At 65.5% G+C, this 15,723-nt stretch carries 20 protein-coding genes; 13 read left to right on the plus strand and 7 right to left on the minus strand.

The window, feature by feature from the left end:
* Positions 1-21: 21 nt before the first annotated feature.
* A complete protein-coding gene (locus IVB23_RS35335) occupies positions 22-939 on the minus strand; it encodes a branched-chain amino acid ABC transporter permease (RefSeq protein ID WP_028179275.1) in 918 nt (305 codons plus the stop codon).
* A gap of 290 nt (positions 940-1,229) precedes the next feature.
* On the opposite strand from IVB23_RS35335, the gene IVB23_RS35340 reads away from it, so the two are divergent.
* Positions 1,230-1,415: a hypothetical protein gene (locus tag IVB23_RS35340; RefSeq protein WP_063195310.1), complete on the plus strand. Its 186-nt coding sequence runs from the start codon at positions 1,230-1,232 to the stop codon at positions 1,413-1,415.
* Between the two features lie 274 nt (positions 1,416-1,689).
* Positions 1,690-2,259 carry a hypothetical protein gene (locus IVB23_RS35345; protein WP_061882919.1) on the plus strand — a complete coding sequence of 190 codons (570 nt, stop codon included), beginning with the start codon at positions 1,690-1,692 and terminating at the stop codon, positions 2,257-2,259.
* Here IVB23_RS35345 and IVB23_RS35350 read toward each other — a convergent pair.
* From IVB23_RS35350 to IVB23_RS35360, 3 genes are all read right to left on the minus strand, one after another.
* Positions 2,221-2,613 carry a carboxymuconolactone decarboxylase family protein gene (locus IVB23_RS35350; protein ID WP_028179272.1) on the minus strand — a complete coding sequence of 131 codons (393 nt, stop codon included), beginning with the start codon at positions 2,611-2,613 and terminating at the stop codon, positions 2,221-2,223. The genes IVB23_RS35345 and IVB23_RS35350 overlap by 39 nt on opposite strands.
* A gap of 108 nt (positions 2,614-2,721) precedes the next feature.
* Entirely contained in the window at positions 2,722-3,504 is a 783-nt protein-coding gene (pcaD, locus tag IVB23_RS35355; RefSeq protein WP_247801590.1) for a 3-oxoadipate enol-lactonase, read from the minus strand.
* 19 nt (positions 3,505-3,523) lie between these two features.
* Positions 3,524-4,879 carry a 3-carboxy-cis,cis-muconate cycloisomerase gene (locus IVB23_RS35360; RefSeq protein WP_247801591.1) on the minus strand — a complete coding sequence of 452 codons (1,356 nt, stop codon included), beginning with the start codon at positions 4,877-4,879 and terminating at the stop codon, positions 3,524-3,526.
* Between the two features lie 171 nt (positions 4,880-5,050).
* On the opposite strand from IVB23_RS35360, the gene IVB23_RS35365 reads away from it, so the two are divergent.
* The 11 genes from IVB23_RS35365 (at position 5,051) to adhP (ending at position 14,204) form a co-directional block, all read left to right on the plus strand.
* Positions 5,051-5,497 carry a carbon monoxide dehydrogenase subunit G gene (locus IVB23_RS35365; RefSeq protein ID WP_131871258.1) on the plus strand — a complete coding sequence of 149 codons (447 nt, stop codon included), beginning with the start codon at positions 5,051-5,053 and terminating at the stop codon, positions 5,495-5,497.
* Between the two features lie 134 nt (positions 5,498-5,631).
* Positions 5,632-6,117 carry a (2Fe-2S)-binding protein gene (locus IVB23_RS35370; protein WP_028137319.1) on the plus strand — a complete coding sequence of 162 codons (486 nt, stop codon included), beginning with the start codon at positions 5,632-5,634 and terminating at the stop codon, positions 6,115-6,117.
* Between the two features lie 27 nt (positions 6,118-6,144).
* The gene (locus IVB23_RS35375; RefSeq protein ID WP_247801593.1) at positions 6,145-6,951 is read left to right on the plus strand and encodes a xanthine dehydrogenase family protein subunit M; all 807 of its coding nucleotides are present in this window, start codon (positions 6,145-6,147) and stop codon (positions 6,949-6,951) included.
* 62 nt (positions 6,952-7,013) lie between these two features.
* Entirely contained in the window at positions 7,014-7,937 is a 924-nt protein-coding gene (locus IVB23_RS35380; RefSeq protein WP_061882914.1) for a MoxR family ATPase, read from the plus strand.
* 99 nt (positions 7,938-8,036) lie between these two features.
* Positions 8,037-9,239, plus strand: a complete 1,203-nt coding sequence (locus IVB23_RS35385; RefSeq protein WP_247801594.1) for a VWA domain-containing protein — start codon at positions 8,037-8,039, stop codon at positions 9,237-9,239.
* A gap of 9 nt (positions 9,240-9,248) precedes the next feature.
* Positions 9,249-9,572: an XdhC family protein gene (locus IVB23_RS35390; RefSeq protein WP_007602422.1), complete on the plus strand. Its 324-nt coding sequence runs from the start codon at positions 9,249-9,251 to the stop codon at positions 9,570-9,572.
* 2 nt (positions 9,573-9,574) lie between these two features.
* Positions 9,575-10,276 carry an XdhC family protein gene (locus IVB23_RS35395; RefSeq protein ID WP_247805019.1) on the plus strand — a complete coding sequence of 234 codons (702 nt, stop codon included), beginning with the start codon at positions 9,575-9,577 and terminating at the stop codon, positions 10,274-10,276.
* Entirely contained in the window at positions 10,273-11,877 is a 1,605-nt protein-coding gene (locus IVB23_RS35400; protein WP_247801595.1) for a molybdopterin-binding/glycosyltransferase family 2 protein, read from the plus strand. Before IVB23_RS35395 ends, IVB23_RS35400 begins: the two co-directional genes overlap by 4 nt.
* A gap of 203 nt (positions 11,878-12,080) precedes the next feature.
* Positions 12,081-12,470, plus strand: a complete 390-nt coding sequence (locus tag IVB23_RS35405; RefSeq protein WP_061882910.1) for a DUF4189 domain-containing protein — start codon at positions 12,081-12,083, stop codon at positions 12,468-12,470.
* A 161-nt stretch (positions 12,471-12,631) separates the two neighbouring features.
* Entirely contained in the window at positions 12,632-13,042 is a 411-nt protein-coding gene (locus IVB23_RS35410; protein ID WP_247801597.1) for a DUF2000 family protein, read from the plus strand.
* A 136-nt stretch (positions 13,043-13,178) separates the two neighbouring features.
* Complete coding sequence (adhP, locus tag IVB23_RS35415) at positions 13,179-14,204, plus strand: alcohol dehydrogenase AdhP (protein WP_061882908.1); 1,026 nt, start codon at positions 13,179-13,181, stop codon at positions 14,202-14,204.
* A gap of 209 nt (positions 14,205-14,413) precedes the next feature.
* On the opposite strand, the gene IVB23_RS35420 is transcribed toward adhP, so the two are convergent.
* From IVB23_RS35420 to IVB23_RS35430, 3 genes are read right to left on the minus strand one after another with little or no spacing between them, the layout of a single operon-like run.
* The gene (locus IVB23_RS35420; RefSeq protein ID WP_247801599.1) at positions 14,414-14,824 is read right to left on the minus strand and encodes a GFA family protein; all 411 of its coding nucleotides are present in this window, start codon (positions 14,822-14,824) and stop codon (positions 14,414-14,416) included.
* A gap of 15 nt (positions 14,825-14,839) precedes the next feature.
* A complete protein-coding gene (locus tag IVB23_RS35425; RefSeq protein ID WP_247801601.1) occupies positions 14,840-15,301 on the minus strand; it encodes an SRPBCC domain-containing protein in 462 nt (153 codons plus the stop codon).
* Entirely contained in the window at positions 15,298-15,633 is a 336-nt protein-coding gene (locus IVB23_RS35430; RefSeq protein ID WP_061882906.1) for a metalloregulator ArsR/SmtB family transcription factor, read from the minus strand. The genes IVB23_RS35425 and IVB23_RS35430 overlap by 4 nt, the downstream gene beginning before the upstream one ends.
* Positions 15,634-15,723 lie beyond the last annotated feature (90 nt).

Below are 15,723 nucleotides of genomic sequence, written 5' to 3' on the forward strand. Positions count from 1 at the left end.
GGGAGCTGCCACGCGTGACCGTCAGACTTTTTCGACTTCGGGACGACCGAGCAGGCCGGTCGGCATGAAGATCAGCACGACGATCAGGATCGAGAACGCCGCGACGTCCTTGTATTCGACCGAGAAATAGGCCGACCAGAACGTCTCGATCAGGCCGATCGCAAGCCCTCCGAGCATGGCGCCGGGCAACGAGCCGATGCCGCCGAGCACGGCAGCGGTGAACGCCTTGATGCCGGCGACGAAGCCCATGAAGAAATCGACCAGGCCGTAATAGAGCAGGTACATCAGGCCCGCGACGGCGGCGAGCGCGGCCCCGATCACGAAGGTCATGGAGATTGTGCGGTCGACGTTCACGCCGAGCAGGGCCGCCATGGTCTGGTCCTGCTCGCAGGCGCGCATGTCGCGCCCGAGCCGGGTGCGGGAGACCAGCCAGGTGAAGATCGCCAGCAGCACGATGGTCGTGACGACCACCATGATCTGGATGTTGGAGAGCTGGATCACGAAACCGTCCGCGCTCTCATGCAGCGTGTAGCCGCCGGTGATGAAGGGCGGGATCGGCTTGACGCGGGCGCCTTGCGCCACCTGCGAATAGTTGGTGAGCACGAAGGACATGCCGATCGCCGACAGCATCGGGGCGAGACGGAAGGAATGGCGCAGCGGCCGGTAGGCGATGCGCTCGATGGTCCAGCCATAGAGCGCCGTGATCGCCATCGAGACCAGCAGCACGACGAGCAGGATCACGGGGATGGCGGTCAGCCCGAGCGAGATCAGGATCACGAAGGTGATGAGCGCGATGAAGCCGCCGATCATGAAGACGTCGCCATGGGCGAAGTTGATCATGCCGACGATGCCGTAGACCATCGTGTAGCCGATCGCGATCAGGCCGTAGATCGAGCCCAGGACGAGACCGTTGATGAGCTGCTGGGCGAAATAATCCATGGGCTGCCGTTACCAAACCTGACGCCGCTCAAAGGGAGCTATTCGAGAGAGAGTCTTGAGTTTCTTCTCGGGCCCCGGCAGCCCTTGAGCCTTCTTCAGGTTTTGTAACAGGAGGGAACTGGCGGCTGCAACTGGCGAAGCCGCGGCAGACGGGCTTGTACAATGGTCATTTCGTTACGACTGTCGTCTACTCCGGTTCCGCAACTGCGAGGAACCGGGTTCCCTCAGGCAACCAAAGCGGATGCCGGCCGTTATCTCAGCTCTGACGTCCAACAAGGGAGTTTCCCGAAATGACGAAACAGCAGAACCAGAATCCGGGCCAGCAGAGTCAGAACCCCGGCCAGCAGCGCCCCGGTCAACAGCCTGGGCAGCAGCAGGGCGGCGGCCAGAAACCCGGACAGCAGCAGCAGAACGATCCGATGCGCCAAGGCGATCGTCCAGGCCAGCAACAGGGCGGCCAGCGCGGTCAGGAATAGCGAGTTTGGGAGCCCAGGAGTGAGGAGGCCCTGCCGAGAGGCGGGGCCTTTTTTATTTAGTGATCGTTTGCCTGCGTCATTCCGGGATGGTGCGCCAGCACCAGACCCGGAATCTCGAGATTCCGGGTTCGGCTCCGCGAGCCGCCCCGGAATGATGGGTGCGAGGGCAGTTAAGGTAAACAAAGAGTTTAAATTGCCGCCACGGTCTGATGCGAGTTAGCTCGGCGAAGCCGCGGCCTTTTCGTCGAAGGCCGGCAAACAGGCGGGAAGCGGCATGTTCGGGAATTGGCGGATCGGTTCGGTCAACGGCGCGCTGCTGGCGGCCTATTTCATTCCGGCCTGGGCGATGGTTGCCTTCAACATCATTGTCGCCCCGGTGCACGGCCTCTACGAGCGCCCGAGCGTTGCGGTCGCGCTGTTCCTGAGCGACCATCTCCAGATGGCGGGGATGGACACGGTGCGCGCCGCCTGGCTGCTTGCGCTGGGCCGGCTGACGGTCGTGGCGTTCTTTGCATTCTTCCTCGTGCTGCTGTGCATTCCCCGAATCCGCAAGAACGGCGGCAGCGACGAGGCGCTCGGCATCGCGCTGGCGATCGGCAGCCTGATCTCGTTTGCCAGCATGGTGATGGCCTCGAAGGTCGGCGAGATGGCTGCGCTCCGGCTGCATGCCACCGAGCTCCTGCTCTTGCTCGGTGCCGCGATCGTTGTGGTGATCGAGAAGCCGGCGCCAGCGCCGAAGACGTCGGAGATCGCCGCGCCGCCAAGCCTTAAGCCGCCAAGCCTTGAGCCGCTAAGCCTTGAGCCACTAGGCCTTGAGCAGGCCGAGCTCCTGCACAATCGCTGAGGCTTCCTTGACGGCGTGGTTCACCGCCGGCACGCCGCAATAGATTGCCTGCTGAAGCAGGATTTCCTTGATGTCGTCAGGCGTGAAGCCACCCTCGGCGAGCGCGGCACGCACATGCAGGCGAAACTCGTCCCATTGCCCGAGCGCCACCATGGTGCCGATCACCAGCACGCGCCGCGTGCGCTCGTCGAAATGCGGCCGCGTCCAGATCTCGCCCCAGGCGTAGCGCGTGATCATGTCCTGGAAGTCGGTGTTGAAGGCGTTGCGGTTCGCGATCGACTTGTCGACCCAGGCATTGCCCAGCACCTTGCGGCGCACATTCATGCCGGCATCGCGGCGCTTCTGGTCGTCCATGGTGTCTCTCCGGATCAGTCATTCCGGGGCGATGCGAAGCATCGAACCCGGAATCTCGAGATTCCGGGTTCGCCTCTTCGAGGCGCCCCGGAATGACGGTGATAACAACTAGCGCTGCGTCAAAAATCCCACCACCGCATCCGTGAACGCATGCGGCTGCTCGACGTTCGAAATGTGCGCGGCGTCGATGATGGTCATGCTCGCGCCGGGAATGTTCGAGCGGATCAACTCGGCCGCCGAGATCGGCGTCGCCATGTCGTGGCGGCCGGCGATCACCAGCGTCGGACTGTTGATCCTGGGCAGCAGCGCGCGTTGGTCGAGTGTCGACAGCGCCTCGCAGCAGGCGAGATAGCCCTCGACAGGGGAGGCGAGCAGCATCGCCTTCATCTTCGCGGTGATCTCCGGCTCGCGCTCGCGGAAATCTTGCGTCAGCCAGCCCGCGATCACGGCGTCGGCAACCGCCGCGATGCCGCCCTCCTTCACCGCCTTGATGCGGTTGTGCCAGTTTGTTGGATCGGGATAGTAGCAGGACGTGTTGGCAAGGATGAGCTTGCCCATGCGCTCCGGCGCGTTGGCGCCCAGCCATTGCCCGACCATGCCGCCCATCGACAGGCCGCACCAATGCACCTTCTCGATGTTGAGATCGTCGAGGATCGCGAGCACGTCGTGGCCAAACCGCTCCATCGAGTAAGGACCCGGGGGGACGTTGGACTTGCCGTGGCCGCGGCGGTCGTAGCGGATGACGCGGAACACCTGCGTCAGCGCCTTCATCTGCGGCTCCCACATCTGCAGCGTGCAGCCCAGCGAGTTCGACAGCATCAGGGTGGGCCCGCCGTCGCGGCCCTCGACGGAGACGTTGAGCAGGCAACCGTCGGCATCGATCATGGGCATGCGGCGTCTCCGTCGTGTCTTATTCGCGGTCGAGGCTGTCGAGCAGCCGGTCGATCAGGGCTTGGGAGGCCCCTTGATAGGCCATCGGCTCGAACAATGCCGCAATTTTTTCCGGAGAAAGGTGCGCGTTGACCTGCGAATCGGCCGACAGCACCTCGCGCAGATGCTTCCTCTCGGCGACCGCGCGCTTGCTCGCGGCCTCGATCAGATGATGCGCATCGCTCTTGCCGATCTTTTCGGCCAGCGCGAAGGTGACCGCTTCGGCCATGATCAGCCCCTGCGTCGCATCGAGATTGCTGCGCATGCGCACCGCATCGACCTCGAGTCCCTCGGCGATGTCGACGATGGCCGCAAGCGCGCCTGATGTGACCAGCATCAGTTGCGGCAGCGTCGGCCATTCCGCATGCCAGGGGCCGGCGCTGCGCTCGTGGTCCTGCACCTGCGCGGCCAAGATCGTCGCGGCGAGCTGCGGGGCCATGGTGGCGGCGCCCAGCGCGCTCGCCGCGGCGACCGGGTTGCGTTTGTGCGGCATGGTCGAGGAGCCGCCGCGGCCTTCGCCGGCGGGCTCGAACGCTTCGGCGACGTCGGTCTGCATCAGCAGCGAGACGTCGCGCGCGATCTTGCCGCAGCTGCCGGCGAGAATCGCAAAACAGGATGCAGCCTCGGCGATGCGGTCGCGATGGGTGTGCCAGGGCGCCTCCGGCAGCGGCAGACCGAGCTCCTGCGCCAGCCGTTCGGCAACCGCGAGCCCCTTGTCGCCGAGCGCGGCGAGCGTGCCGGCGGCACCGCCGAATTGCAGCGCCAGGCCCTCGCGGCGGAGTCGCCGCAGGCGGCAGCGGGCGCGGGCAAGGCTTGCGGCATATTCGGCCGCCTTCAGTCCGAACGGCATCGGCAGCGCATGCTGGAGCCAGGTCCGCGCCACCATCGCGGTGCTGCGATGGCTGCGCGCCAGCGCGGCAAAGCCCTTGATGGCGCGGCTGAGGTCGACATCCAATGCATCGATGCCGGCACGAAGCGTCAGCATCGTCGCGGTGTCGATGACGTCCTGGCTGGTCGCGCCCCAATGCACGTAGCGCGCGGCCTCCGCGTCGGTCTTGCCGACATGGGCGGTCAGCGTCTTGACCAGGGGAATCGCGAGATTTCCCGATCGCGTCGCGGCCTCGGCCAGTGCGGCCATGTCGAAGGAATCGGCCTTGCATGCGGCCTCGATCGGGCCGATAGCGGATACCGGAATCACAGCCGTGGCGGCCTCGGCGCGTGCCAAGGCTGCCTCGAAATCGAGCATGTTCTGCAGGGCAGAGCGGTCGTCGCAGACCGCGCGCATGGCGGCGCTCGACAGCATTGGCGCGAGCAGGGGGGAGAGGGATGTGCTCATCTTGCGCGCGACCTAACCATCATGGCCCGGCTGTGCCAATCCCCAACCGGCCCCACACATTTTTTTGCAGTTGCGAATATGCATTGCACGTGACCCGGGCCCGCCCTTTCCTTTGCCGCGCCGCTGCGTTACTTGATCAGCACTATAGTTGTCCGATCCGGGAGGCACCTCATGGCCATGACGATGAACGGCGAAGTCGAGCTTGCGGCGCCGCGCGAGGCCGTGTGGGCCAAGCTCAACGACCCCGAGGTGCTGAAGGCCTGCATCCCCGGCTGCGAGGAGCTGGAGAAGACCGACGATGGCGGCTTCCGCGCAACGGCTAAAATGAAGGTCGGCCCGGTGTCGGCGCGCTTCAAGGGCAAGGTCACGCTGTCCGATCTCGACCCGCCGAATGGCTACAAGATCTCCGGTGAGGGCGAGGGCGGGGTGGCCGGATTCGCCAAGGGCGGCGCGGTGGTCAAGCTCGCGGAGAAGGACGGCGGCACGCTGCTGTCGTACGACGTCGAGGCGCAGATCGGCGGCAAGTTGGCGCAGCTCGGCCAGCGCCTCATCAACGGCGCCGCCAAGAAACTGGCCGACGAATTTTTCGCGAACTTCGCCAAGGCGGTACAAGGCTGACACCTATCGCTTTCGGCATGGCGCCTTGCATTCCGGGCGATGTTGCCCCCGGGCATATTGGCCCATATGATGGGTTGGAATAATTATAAGAACCGCTTCGACGGGACCCGTCGGGGCGCTGATAGAGAGTGCTTATGGCAAAAATCTCCCTCATCGTGAACGGCAATCCTGTCACGGCCAATGTCGATCCCCGCACGCTTCTGGTGCAATTTCTGCGCGAGAATCTGAAGCTGACGGGCACCCATGTCGGCTGCGACACCTCGCAGTGCGGCGCCTGCGTGGTGCATCTCGACGGCAAGGCCGTGAAGTCCTGCACCACGCTTGCCGTGATGGCCGACGGCCACGAGGTCAAGACGATCGAGGGGCTGGCCGCCGACGGCGCGCCGCTGCATCCGATGCAGGAGGCCTTTCGCGAACACCATGGCCTGCAGTGCGGCTTCTGCACGCCGGGCATGATCATGACCGCGATCGACATCGTGCATCGCAAGGGCCACGAACTCGACGACCACACGATTCGCGAGGAGCTCGAAGGCAATCTCTGCCGCTGCACGGGCTATCAGAACATCGTCGCTTCGATCTCCGCCGGCGCGAAGGCGATGGCGAAATCCGACCTCGCGTAACGCGCATCCCGCGATCAGGACATCCAGATGTACGAATTCAAATATCATCGCCCTGGGACGGTTCGCCAGGCGGCCAACCTCCTGGTGAAGAACGAAGACGCCAAGGTGATCGCCGGCGGCCACACGCTGATTCCCGTCATGAAGCAGCGCCTCGCAAGCCCTCCGCATCTGGTCGATCTCTCCCATATCGAGGGGCTCGACGCGATCGAGATGAAGGGCCGCGCGCTTGTGATCGGCGCCACCGCCAGGCACGCCGAGGTCGCCACCTCCGCCATCGTCGGTGAGGCGATCCCGGCGCTGGCGGATCTCGCCAGCGGAATCGGCGATCCGGCCGTGCGTCACAAGGGCACGATCGGCGGCTCGCTCGCCAACAACGATCCGACGGCCGACTATCCGGCCGCGGTGCTGGCGCTGGGTGCCACCATCGTCACCAACAAGCGCCGCCTGAAGGCCGAAGAGTTCTTCCAGGGCCTGTTCACCACGGCGCTCGAGGCCGACGAGATCATCACCAAGGTGATGTTTCCGCTGCCGAAAAAGGCAGCCTACATCAAGTTCCGCAACCAGGCCTCTCGCTATGCGCTGGTCGGCGTGTTCGTGGCGCGGCGTCCTTCGGACGTGCGCGTTGCCGTCACCGGCGCCGGCTCCGAAGGCGTATTCCGCGTCACCGCATTCGAGGAGGCCCTGAAGAAGCGCTTCGCCTCGAAGGCGCTGGACGGCATCGCGGTGCCGGCGGAAGGTCTCAACAGCGATATCCACGGCAGCGCCGAATACCGCGCGCACCTCATCGGGGTGCTGACGCGGCGTGCCGTCGATGCCGCCAACGCCAAGGCGTGAGGTGACCTCACGCATCGGCCCCGAACATGTCCCGATGAGGGCGTAGTAAGACTGGCTTTCTCATGACTTCAACGCCCAATTCGTCCGGTGCTTTGCCGGCATCGGTCGATGCGATGCTCGAACTTCTGACGTCGCGGGGCTACCTCGCTGAGCGGTCGCTTGCGACGGTGACCTACCTCTCCTTGCGCATGGGCCGGCCGCTGTTCCTGGAGGGCGAGGCCGGCGTCGGCAAGACCGAGATCGCCAAGGTGCTCTCGGCGGCGCTGGGGCGGAAGCTGATCCGCCTCCAATGCTATGAAGGCCTCGACGTTTCCTCCGCGGTCTACGAGTGGAACAGCGCCGCGCAGATGATCGCGATCCGGATGGCGGAAGCCGCCGGCGACACCGATCGCGACCAGCTCTCGAGCGATATCTTCGCCGACCGCTACATGATCAAGCGGCCGCTGCTTCAGGCACTGGAGCCCGACGTCGCCGGTCCGCCGGTGCTGCTGATCGACGAGCTCGACCGCGCCGACGAGGCGTTCGAGGCCTACCTGCTCGAGATCCTCAGCGACTTCCAGGTGACCATCCCCGAATTCGGCACCGTGAAGGCGCCGCATCCGCCGATCGTCATCATCACCTCCAATCGCACCCGCGAGATCCATGACGCGCTGAAGCGGCGCTGCCTCTATCATTGGGTGGATTATCCTGCCGCCGAGCGTGAGCTTGCGATCGTCAAGACGCGCGTGCCCGGGATCTCCGCCAAGCTCTCGCAGCAGGTGGTGCGCTTCGTGCAGGCGCTGCGCAACCAGGATTTCTACAAGTCGCCAGGTGTCGCCGAGACGATCGACTGGGCGACCGCCCTGTCCGAGCTCGATGCCCGGTCGCTGACCCCGCAAGTGGTCGGCGACACGCTGGGTGCGCTGCTCAAGTATCAGGACGACATCACCCGGATGCAGGGCGATGCCTTGCAGAAGGTGCTGAAGGAAGCGACGAGCGAGAATTAGTTGGGTCGTTCCGGGGCGATGCGTAGCATCGAACCCGGAACCTCGAGATTCCGGGTTCACGCTACGCGTGCCACGGAATGACGGCAGGGGCGACAGACCATGGCCATCAACCACCTTGCCCCGGAGCAAACCGAGCAGTTCGCCGACAACATCGTCGGCTTTGCCCGCGCGCTGCGTGCCGCCGGCATTCCCGTCGGGCCGGGTGCGGTGATCGATGCCATGAAAGCGCTCGAGGTGATTGACATCGGCAACCGCGCCGACGTCTTCACGACGCTGGAGGCGATCTTCGTCAAGCGCCACGAGCATGCGCTGATCTTCAAGCAGGCCTTCAACCTGTTCTTCCGCGCCTCGGAGGAATGGAAGCACATGCTGGATTCGGTGCCGCTGCCGGAGCAGGCCAAGAAGAAGCCGCAGGCGGGTGCGCGCCGCGTGCAGGAGGCGATGTCGCAGCCGCGGATGACCGAGACGCCGCAGCACCAGGAGCAGGATCTGCGCCTGTCCGTCTCCGACAAGGAGATCCTTCAGAAGAAGGATTTCGCGCAGATGAGCGCGGCCGAGATCACCGAGGCGCTCCGCGCCATCGAGCGGATGCACCTGCCGCAGGCCGAGCTTCTGACGCGCCGTCGCCAGCCCGACGCCCGGGGCCTGCGGCTCGACCTGCGCCGCACGCTCCGCGCATCGCTCCGCACCGGCGGCGACATCATCGACATCCATCGCCTCGGGCGGATCCAGAAGCCGGCGCCGATCGTCGCGCTGCTCGATATCTCGGGCTCGATGAGCGAGTATACCCGCCTGTTCCTGCACTTCCTCCACGCCATCACCGACGCGCGCAAGCGCGTCTCGGTGTTCCTGTTCGGCACCCGTCTGACCAACGTCAGCCGCGCGCTGCGCCAGCGCGACCCCGACGAGGCGCTGGCGAGCTGCTCGGCCTCGGTCGAGGACTGGGCCGGCGGCACCCGGATCTCGGCCTCGCTGCACAACTTCAACAAATTGTGGGCGCGGCGCGTGCTGAGCCAGGGCGCCATCGTGCTGCTGATCTCCGATGGGCTGGAACGGGAAGCCGATTCCAAGCTGGCTTTCGAGATGGACCGGCTGCACCGGTCCTGCCGGCGACTGATCTGGCTCAACCCGCTGTTGCGGTTCGGCGGTTTCGAGGCCAAGGCGCAGGGCATCAAAATGATGCTTCCCCACGTTGACGAATTCCGCCCGGTACATAATTTGAGTTCGATCCAGGAGCTGATCACGACGCTCTCCCAGCCGCTGCCGCCGCATCACCGCAGCCTGATCCGCTCCGCAGCTTGAGAGGCACCCATGCTCGATCGCGACGAGGATATCCTGAAGGCGGCGGAGGACTGGCAGAAGGCCGGCCGTGGCGTCGCGCTCGCCACCGTTGTGGAGACCTGGGGTTCGGCGCCGCGCCCGGCCGGCTCGAGCCTCGTCATCAACGATGAGGGCACCTTCCTCGGCTCGGTCTCCGGCGGCTGCGTCGAGGGCGCCGTGGTGACCGAGGCCATGGACGTGATCCAGAGCGGCAAACCGAGAATGCTGGAGTTCGGCGTGGCCGACGAGACCGCCTGGAATGTCGGCCTATCCTGCGGCGGCACCATCCGCGTCTTCGTCGAGAAGGTCGGTTGATCGTGAAGCTCGAGATCCTGCACGAACTCAATGCCGAGCGCACCGCGCGCCGGCCGGTGATCCTGGTGACCGACACCGAGAGCGGCGAGCAGCGGCTGGTGAAGGCGAAGGATTTTGCCAAGGATCCGCTGCGCGCTGAGCTGGAGAAGCAGCTTCGCATGGGCAAGAGCGCCAGTGTCGAGGCCGGTGGCAAGAAGCTGTTCCTCAACGTCTACGCGCCGACGGCAAAGCTCGTCATCGTCGGCGCGGTCCATATCAGCCAGGCGCTGGCGCCGCTGGCGCGCTCGCTCGGCTACGACGTCACCGTGGTCGATCCGCGCACGGCCTTTGCAAGCCCGGAGCGCTTCCCGGACATTCCGCTGATCGCCGAATGGCCCGACACGGCGCTGCCGCCGCTCAACGTCGATGCCTACACCGGCTTCGTCGCGGTGACGCACGATCCGAAGATCGACGATCCCGCGCTGCTGCACGCGTTCGAGCGCAACTGCTTCTATATCGGCGCGCTCGGTTCGCGAAAGACCCATGCCAAGCGGGCCGACCGGTTGCGGGCGCAGGGCGCCAAGGAGAGCGACATCGCGCGCATCCACGCGCCCATTGGCCTTCCGATCGGTGCGGTCTCTCCATCCGAGATCGCGGTGGCGATCATGGCCGAGATCACGGCGGTGCTTCGGCTGCCTCCGAAAGAAAAAGAAGAAGCGGCATGAAATTCGGACCGGCGAGCCCGAGGGATGCGATTGGCGGGGTGACCGTCCACACCCTGCGCCAGGGGCCGCTGGTGCTGAAGAAAGGCACGACGATCGGCGCCGCCGAGGTCGAGGCGCTGGAGCGTGCCGGCATCAAGGATATCGTCGTGGTGCGGATGGAGGCGGGTGACGTCTCCGAGGACGTCGCAGCTGCCAGCATCGCGCTCGCCGTCGGCGGCGAGGGCATTCATGTCGAGCGCGCCTTCACCGGGCGCGCCAATCTGTTCGCCGCGCGCCCGGGCGTGCTGGTGATCGACCGCGCTGCGGTCGACCGCATCAACAATGTCGACGAGGCCATCACCTTCGCGACGCTCACCGCCTACAAGCCGGTGGTCGAGGGCGAGATGGTCGGTACCGTCAAGATCATCCCGTTCGGCGTCGAGGGCGCGTTGCGCGATGCGGCGGTGAAGGCGGCCGGCAAGGACGTGCTGAAGGTCGCGCCTTACGTGATCAAGCGCGTCGGCGTCGTCTCGACGCTGCTGCCGGGCCTGTCCTCCAAAGTGATCGACAAAACGCTGCGCGTCACCGCCGAGCGGCTCGCGCCGGCCGGCGCCAGCATCGTCGCCGAGCGGCGTGTCCCTCATGAGGAGCAGGCGCTGTCGGCCGCGATCAAGGACTTGCTCGACCTTGGTGCCGAACTCGTCATCGTGTTCGGCGCCTCTGCGATCGCCGATCGCCGCGACGTGATCCCCGCGGCCGTCACCGGTATCGGCGGCGAGATCGAGCATTTCGGCATGCCGGTCGATCCCGGCAATCTGCTGCTGATCGCCCGCGCCGGCGGCGTCCCGGTGCTGGGCGCGCCGGGTTGCGCGCGCTCGCCGGTCGAGAACGGTTTCGACTGGGTGTTGATGCGGCTCCTCGCCGGCATCAAGGTGACGCGGTCCGAACTGATGGGCATGGGCGTCGGCGGTCTCCTGATGGAAATCGTGACGCGGCCGCAGCCGCGCGCCAAGCCGGAGACCGAGGGCAATAGCCAGGTCGCGGCCATCGTGCTCGCGGCGGGCCGTTCGACCCGCATGGGCGGCCCGAACAAGCTGCTCGCCGAGCTCGACGGCAAGAAGCTGGTGCGCCTTGCGACCGAGCAGGCGCTGGCCTCGAAGGCATCAGAGGTGATCGTCGTGACCGGGCACCAGGCGGAGCTCGTCGAGCAGGCGCTGCAAGGCCTGAACGTGAAATTCGTCCGCAATCCGGATTTCGCCGGCGGTATCGCCGGCTCGGTCAAGGCGGGCATCGCGGCCGTGCCGGAGACCTGCGGCGGCGCCGTGGTGTGCCTCGGCGACATGCCGCTGATCGATTCCGGCCTGATCGACCGCCTGATCGACAGCTTTGCGCCCGACCGCGGCAATCTCATCGTCGTTCCCGTCAGCGAAGGCCGCCGTGGCAATCCCGTGCTGTGGTCGCGCCGCTTCTTCAAGGAGCTGATGACGCTCGACGGCGACGTCGGCGCGCGGCATCTGATCGCCAAGCACGCCGAGGCGGTCGCCGAAGTGCCCGTTGATGGCGAGAGCGCCTTTCTCGACATCGACACCCCGCAGGCGCTGGAGGCGGCAAGGCGGGGATGAAGGGGCGTAAGGCGGATTAGCCGAAGGCGTAATCCGCCGCTGTGTTTCTCCGCGGAAACAAAAGAGGCGGATTACGCTTCGCTGATCCGCCCTACGGGACTACGGCATCCTCCAAGCCTGGCGAATTCAACCACCCGTTCACCATCTGGAAACGACCGCGGCTTAGAGTCAGTCGCACCTGCCTTGGGGGGAGGGGATTTTCCATGGTTTCGAACGTCGTCGCGCGCCGTTGCGCGATGTTTTGCTTTGTCTTGTCAGTTGCCATCACGGGTGCCCGCTACATCACCGAAGCCCATGCCGCCGGCGCCTTTGCAGTCGGCAAATGCGGCGCTTATGGCCAGGCCTATGACTATGGCCACGAGCACGAGGCCCGCGCCGCGGCGCAGAAGCAGTGCAAGGGCGATTGCACCACCGTGACGATGAAGCGCGCCTGTGCCGCGATGTCGGTCGATATGACAAATCCCTGCGGCGCCTATGGCTATGCCGTCAAGCCGAAGATATCGGCCTCGCTCAATGCCGCCACGCGCGAATGCTACAAGTACGGCGGCAAGGAATGCGTGATCCGCGCCTGGGCCTGCGACGCCAAGGGTTGATTCCATCCATCTCTCTTGCTGTCATTCCGGGGCGATGCGTAGCATCGAACCCGGAAGCCATTCGTCCACTTGCTCTGTGGCCCGATGGATTCTCAGATGCGCAATTGCGCACCGTAGCTCGCGCCAAAATGGCGCGCCCCTGAATGACACTGAGGAACCCCATGCAGTTCGACACCAAGATTGCAGTCGTGATCCGCACCGATCTTCAGGTCTGGCAGAAGCTCAACGTCGCCTCCTTCCTCACCAGCGGCATCGCCGCCACTTTTCCCGAATGCATCGGCGAAGCCTATGAAGACGCCTCAGGCACGAAATATCACGCTCTGATCGGCCAGCCGATCCTGATCTATGGCGCCGACGGTCCGGCGTTGTCGCGCGCGCTGGACCGCGCGCTCACTCGGAACGTTAAGCCAGCCGTCTATACCGAGGACATGTTCAAAACCACGCACGATGCCGCCAACCGCGAGGCGGTGAGGGCGGTCGCGCGCACCGAGCTCAATCTCGTCGGCATAGCCATGCGCGCCGAGCGCAAGGTGATCGACAAGATCGTCGACGGCCTGAAGTTCCATGGTTGATGTCCGCCTGCGAAGTCCTGTCACCGCGCTGTCATGACGGCGGCACGCTGCGCAACGATTGGGCGGTTTGACCCGGATCAAGTGCCGGCCGCGTGCGGCCGCTACTCAGCCATTCGCAATGCGAAGGAGCAGAGATATGCCGACCATGAAAGCCGCAATCGTCAAGCAATTCGGCAAGCCATTGGTGATCGAGGACGTGCCGGTGCCGCAGCCCGGTCCCGGCGAGGTTCTGGTCAAGGTCAAGGCCTGTGGCGTCTGCCATACCGATCTGCACGCCGCCTCCGGCGACTGGCCGGTCAAGCCGGTTCCGCCCTTCATCCCCGGCCATGAGGCCGCTGGCATCGTCGCCGCGCTCGGGCCCGGCGTGAAGAACCTCAAGGTCGGCGACGCCGTCGGCGTCGCCTGGCTGCACGATGCGTGCATGGCGTGCGAATATTGCGAGACCGGCTGGGAAACATTGTGCGAGCACCAGCACAACACCGGCTACAGCGTGAACGGCGGCTTCGCCGAATATGTCATCGCCTCGGCCGCCTTCGCCGCGAAGCTGCCGGCGACGGTGGACTTTGCTGCCATCGCGCCGATCCTGTGCGCCGGCGTCACCACCTACAAGGGATTGAAGGAGACCGAGGCCAAGCCCGGCGAGTGGGTGGTGATCTCGGGCGTCGGCGGGCTCGGCCATGTCGCGATCCAGTACGCCAAGGCGATGGGGCTCAAGGTGGCCGCGGTCGACATCGCCGAGGACAAGCTCGCGCTTGCACGTGAGGCCGGCGCCGATCTCGCGGTCGATGCGCTCGCAGCCGGCGCTGTTGACAAGGTGCTGGCCGCGACCGGGGGTGGAGCCCACGGCGTGCTGGTGACGGCCGTCTCGACGGCCGCGTTTGCGCAGGCGCTCAAGATGGTGCGCCGCAAGGGCACCGTCAGCCTCGTCGGCCTGCCGCCGGGTGAATTCCCGACGCCGATCTTCGACGTCGTGCTCAAGCGCATCACGGTGCGCGGCTCCATCGTCGGTACGAGGCGCGACCTCGACGAAGCCATCGCGTTTGCCGCCGACGGCAAGGTGAAGGCCGAGGTGGCCAAGGTGCCGCTCGCGGAGATCAATCACGTCTTCGATCGGATGAAGGCCGGCAAGATCGAGGGCCGCATGGTGCTGGACTTCGGCTAGTACGCGTCGCAAGGGAAGGCTCAAGCGCTTCCAAGACGGAGGTGCGCTCCCTCTCCCGCTTGCGGGGGAGGGGGCTTTCTCCGCGGTGGGATTGTGGAGAAATGCGGAGGCTATCCCTGAGCGGCAAGAACCCTCACCCGCCGCGCTCTGCGAGCGCGCCGGCCTCTCCCGCAAGCGGGAGAGGCGAAGCAAGCCCGCAGACTTGCCGCTCATCCCGGCATGCCCTCGAATTTCATCAGGCCAGCGTCGAGAGGGTCCCACTCCTGACCGCGCGCGGCGAAAGTGACCGCCTGCGGCCTGTAGCGGGCGGGCTCGTCGAGGCTTGCCGCCCGGATCGTGAAGACGGCGGGCTGTGCTGCGAACGTCATGTAGACAGGCACGCCGCATTGCGTGCAGAAGCCGCGCGTCTTCACGTTGCCGCTGTCGGCGACCATGTCCCAATGCTTCGCTTCGCCGGTCAGCGTGACGCCGGCGCGCGCGAAGGTCGCGTACGAGCCGTGGCCGCTGCCGCTTTCCCGCTGGCAGTCCCGGCACTGGCAGTGATTGCTGAACAGCGGCTCGCCGGAAATCGAATAGCGGATCGCGCCGCAGGCGCAGCCGCCGGTATAGGGCTTGTCCATCGCGATATCTCCCATTCACTCTTCGCCGCTGATCTCGTCGAGCTTGCGGACAACCTTCCTCCAGCCGCCGCTCATGACCGTGTAGGCCGACTCGTTCCTCGGCAGGACGAAGCCCGCATGGACCAGGCGGATCCGCGTGCCGGCTTCGACCGGCGTGAGCGACCACGTCACGATGGTGTCGAGCGGTGCGCCATAGCCGGTGTTGCGCTCATCGCCGCCCTTCCAGGCGTAGACGAGGCGGCGGTTTGGTACGACCTCCAGAACCCGACAATGGATCACGCCGTCCCAGTTGCCGCCCGGCGTGGTCTGGAACGTGAAGCTGTTGCCTTCGACGGCCTCGAAGCCGGTTGGCTGCATCAGCCAGCGCGCGATCAACTGCGCGCTGGTCAGCGCCTTCCAGATCGTCTCGGGCGTGTGAGGGAAGACCTCGTCGATGACGATGTCCCTTGTTTCGGCTTTCAACGCGGCAGCACTCACGGATCGATCTCCTTCAAGAGGTCACGCAGGTTCTGGAAACGCTCGCGCCAGAAGACGCCGTAATGATCCATCCAGGTCACCAGGGGTTCGAGGCCTTGCGGTGCGGCGCGGTAATAGACGTTGCGGCCCTCGGCGCGCTCGGCGACGAGACCGGCCTGCTTGAGGGACTTCAGGTGTTGCGAGATCGCGCCCTGAGTGACGCCGCTGCCGCGCGTCAGCTCGGCGACGCTGATCTCCGTGCTCTCGAACACGCGCTCGAACACGGCGCGCCGTGTCGGGTCGGCGAGGGCGCGCATCACGGTGGTGACGGGGTTTGGGGCAGCTTCGATCATGCCGATCCATTAGCATTAGCTAATGCATTAGTCAATGCTAATCTAACCGCAAAGGCGGCTGCGCTCGATGGACTTGACAATGACTGACCA

Origin of the sequence: Bradyrhizobium sp. 191 (genome assembly GCF_023100985.1) — a bacterium.
In the GTDB taxonomy this organism is placed as follows: Bacteria; Pseudomonadota; Alphaproteobacteria; order Rhizobiales; family Xanthobacteraceae; genus Bradyrhizobium; species Bradyrhizobium diversitatis.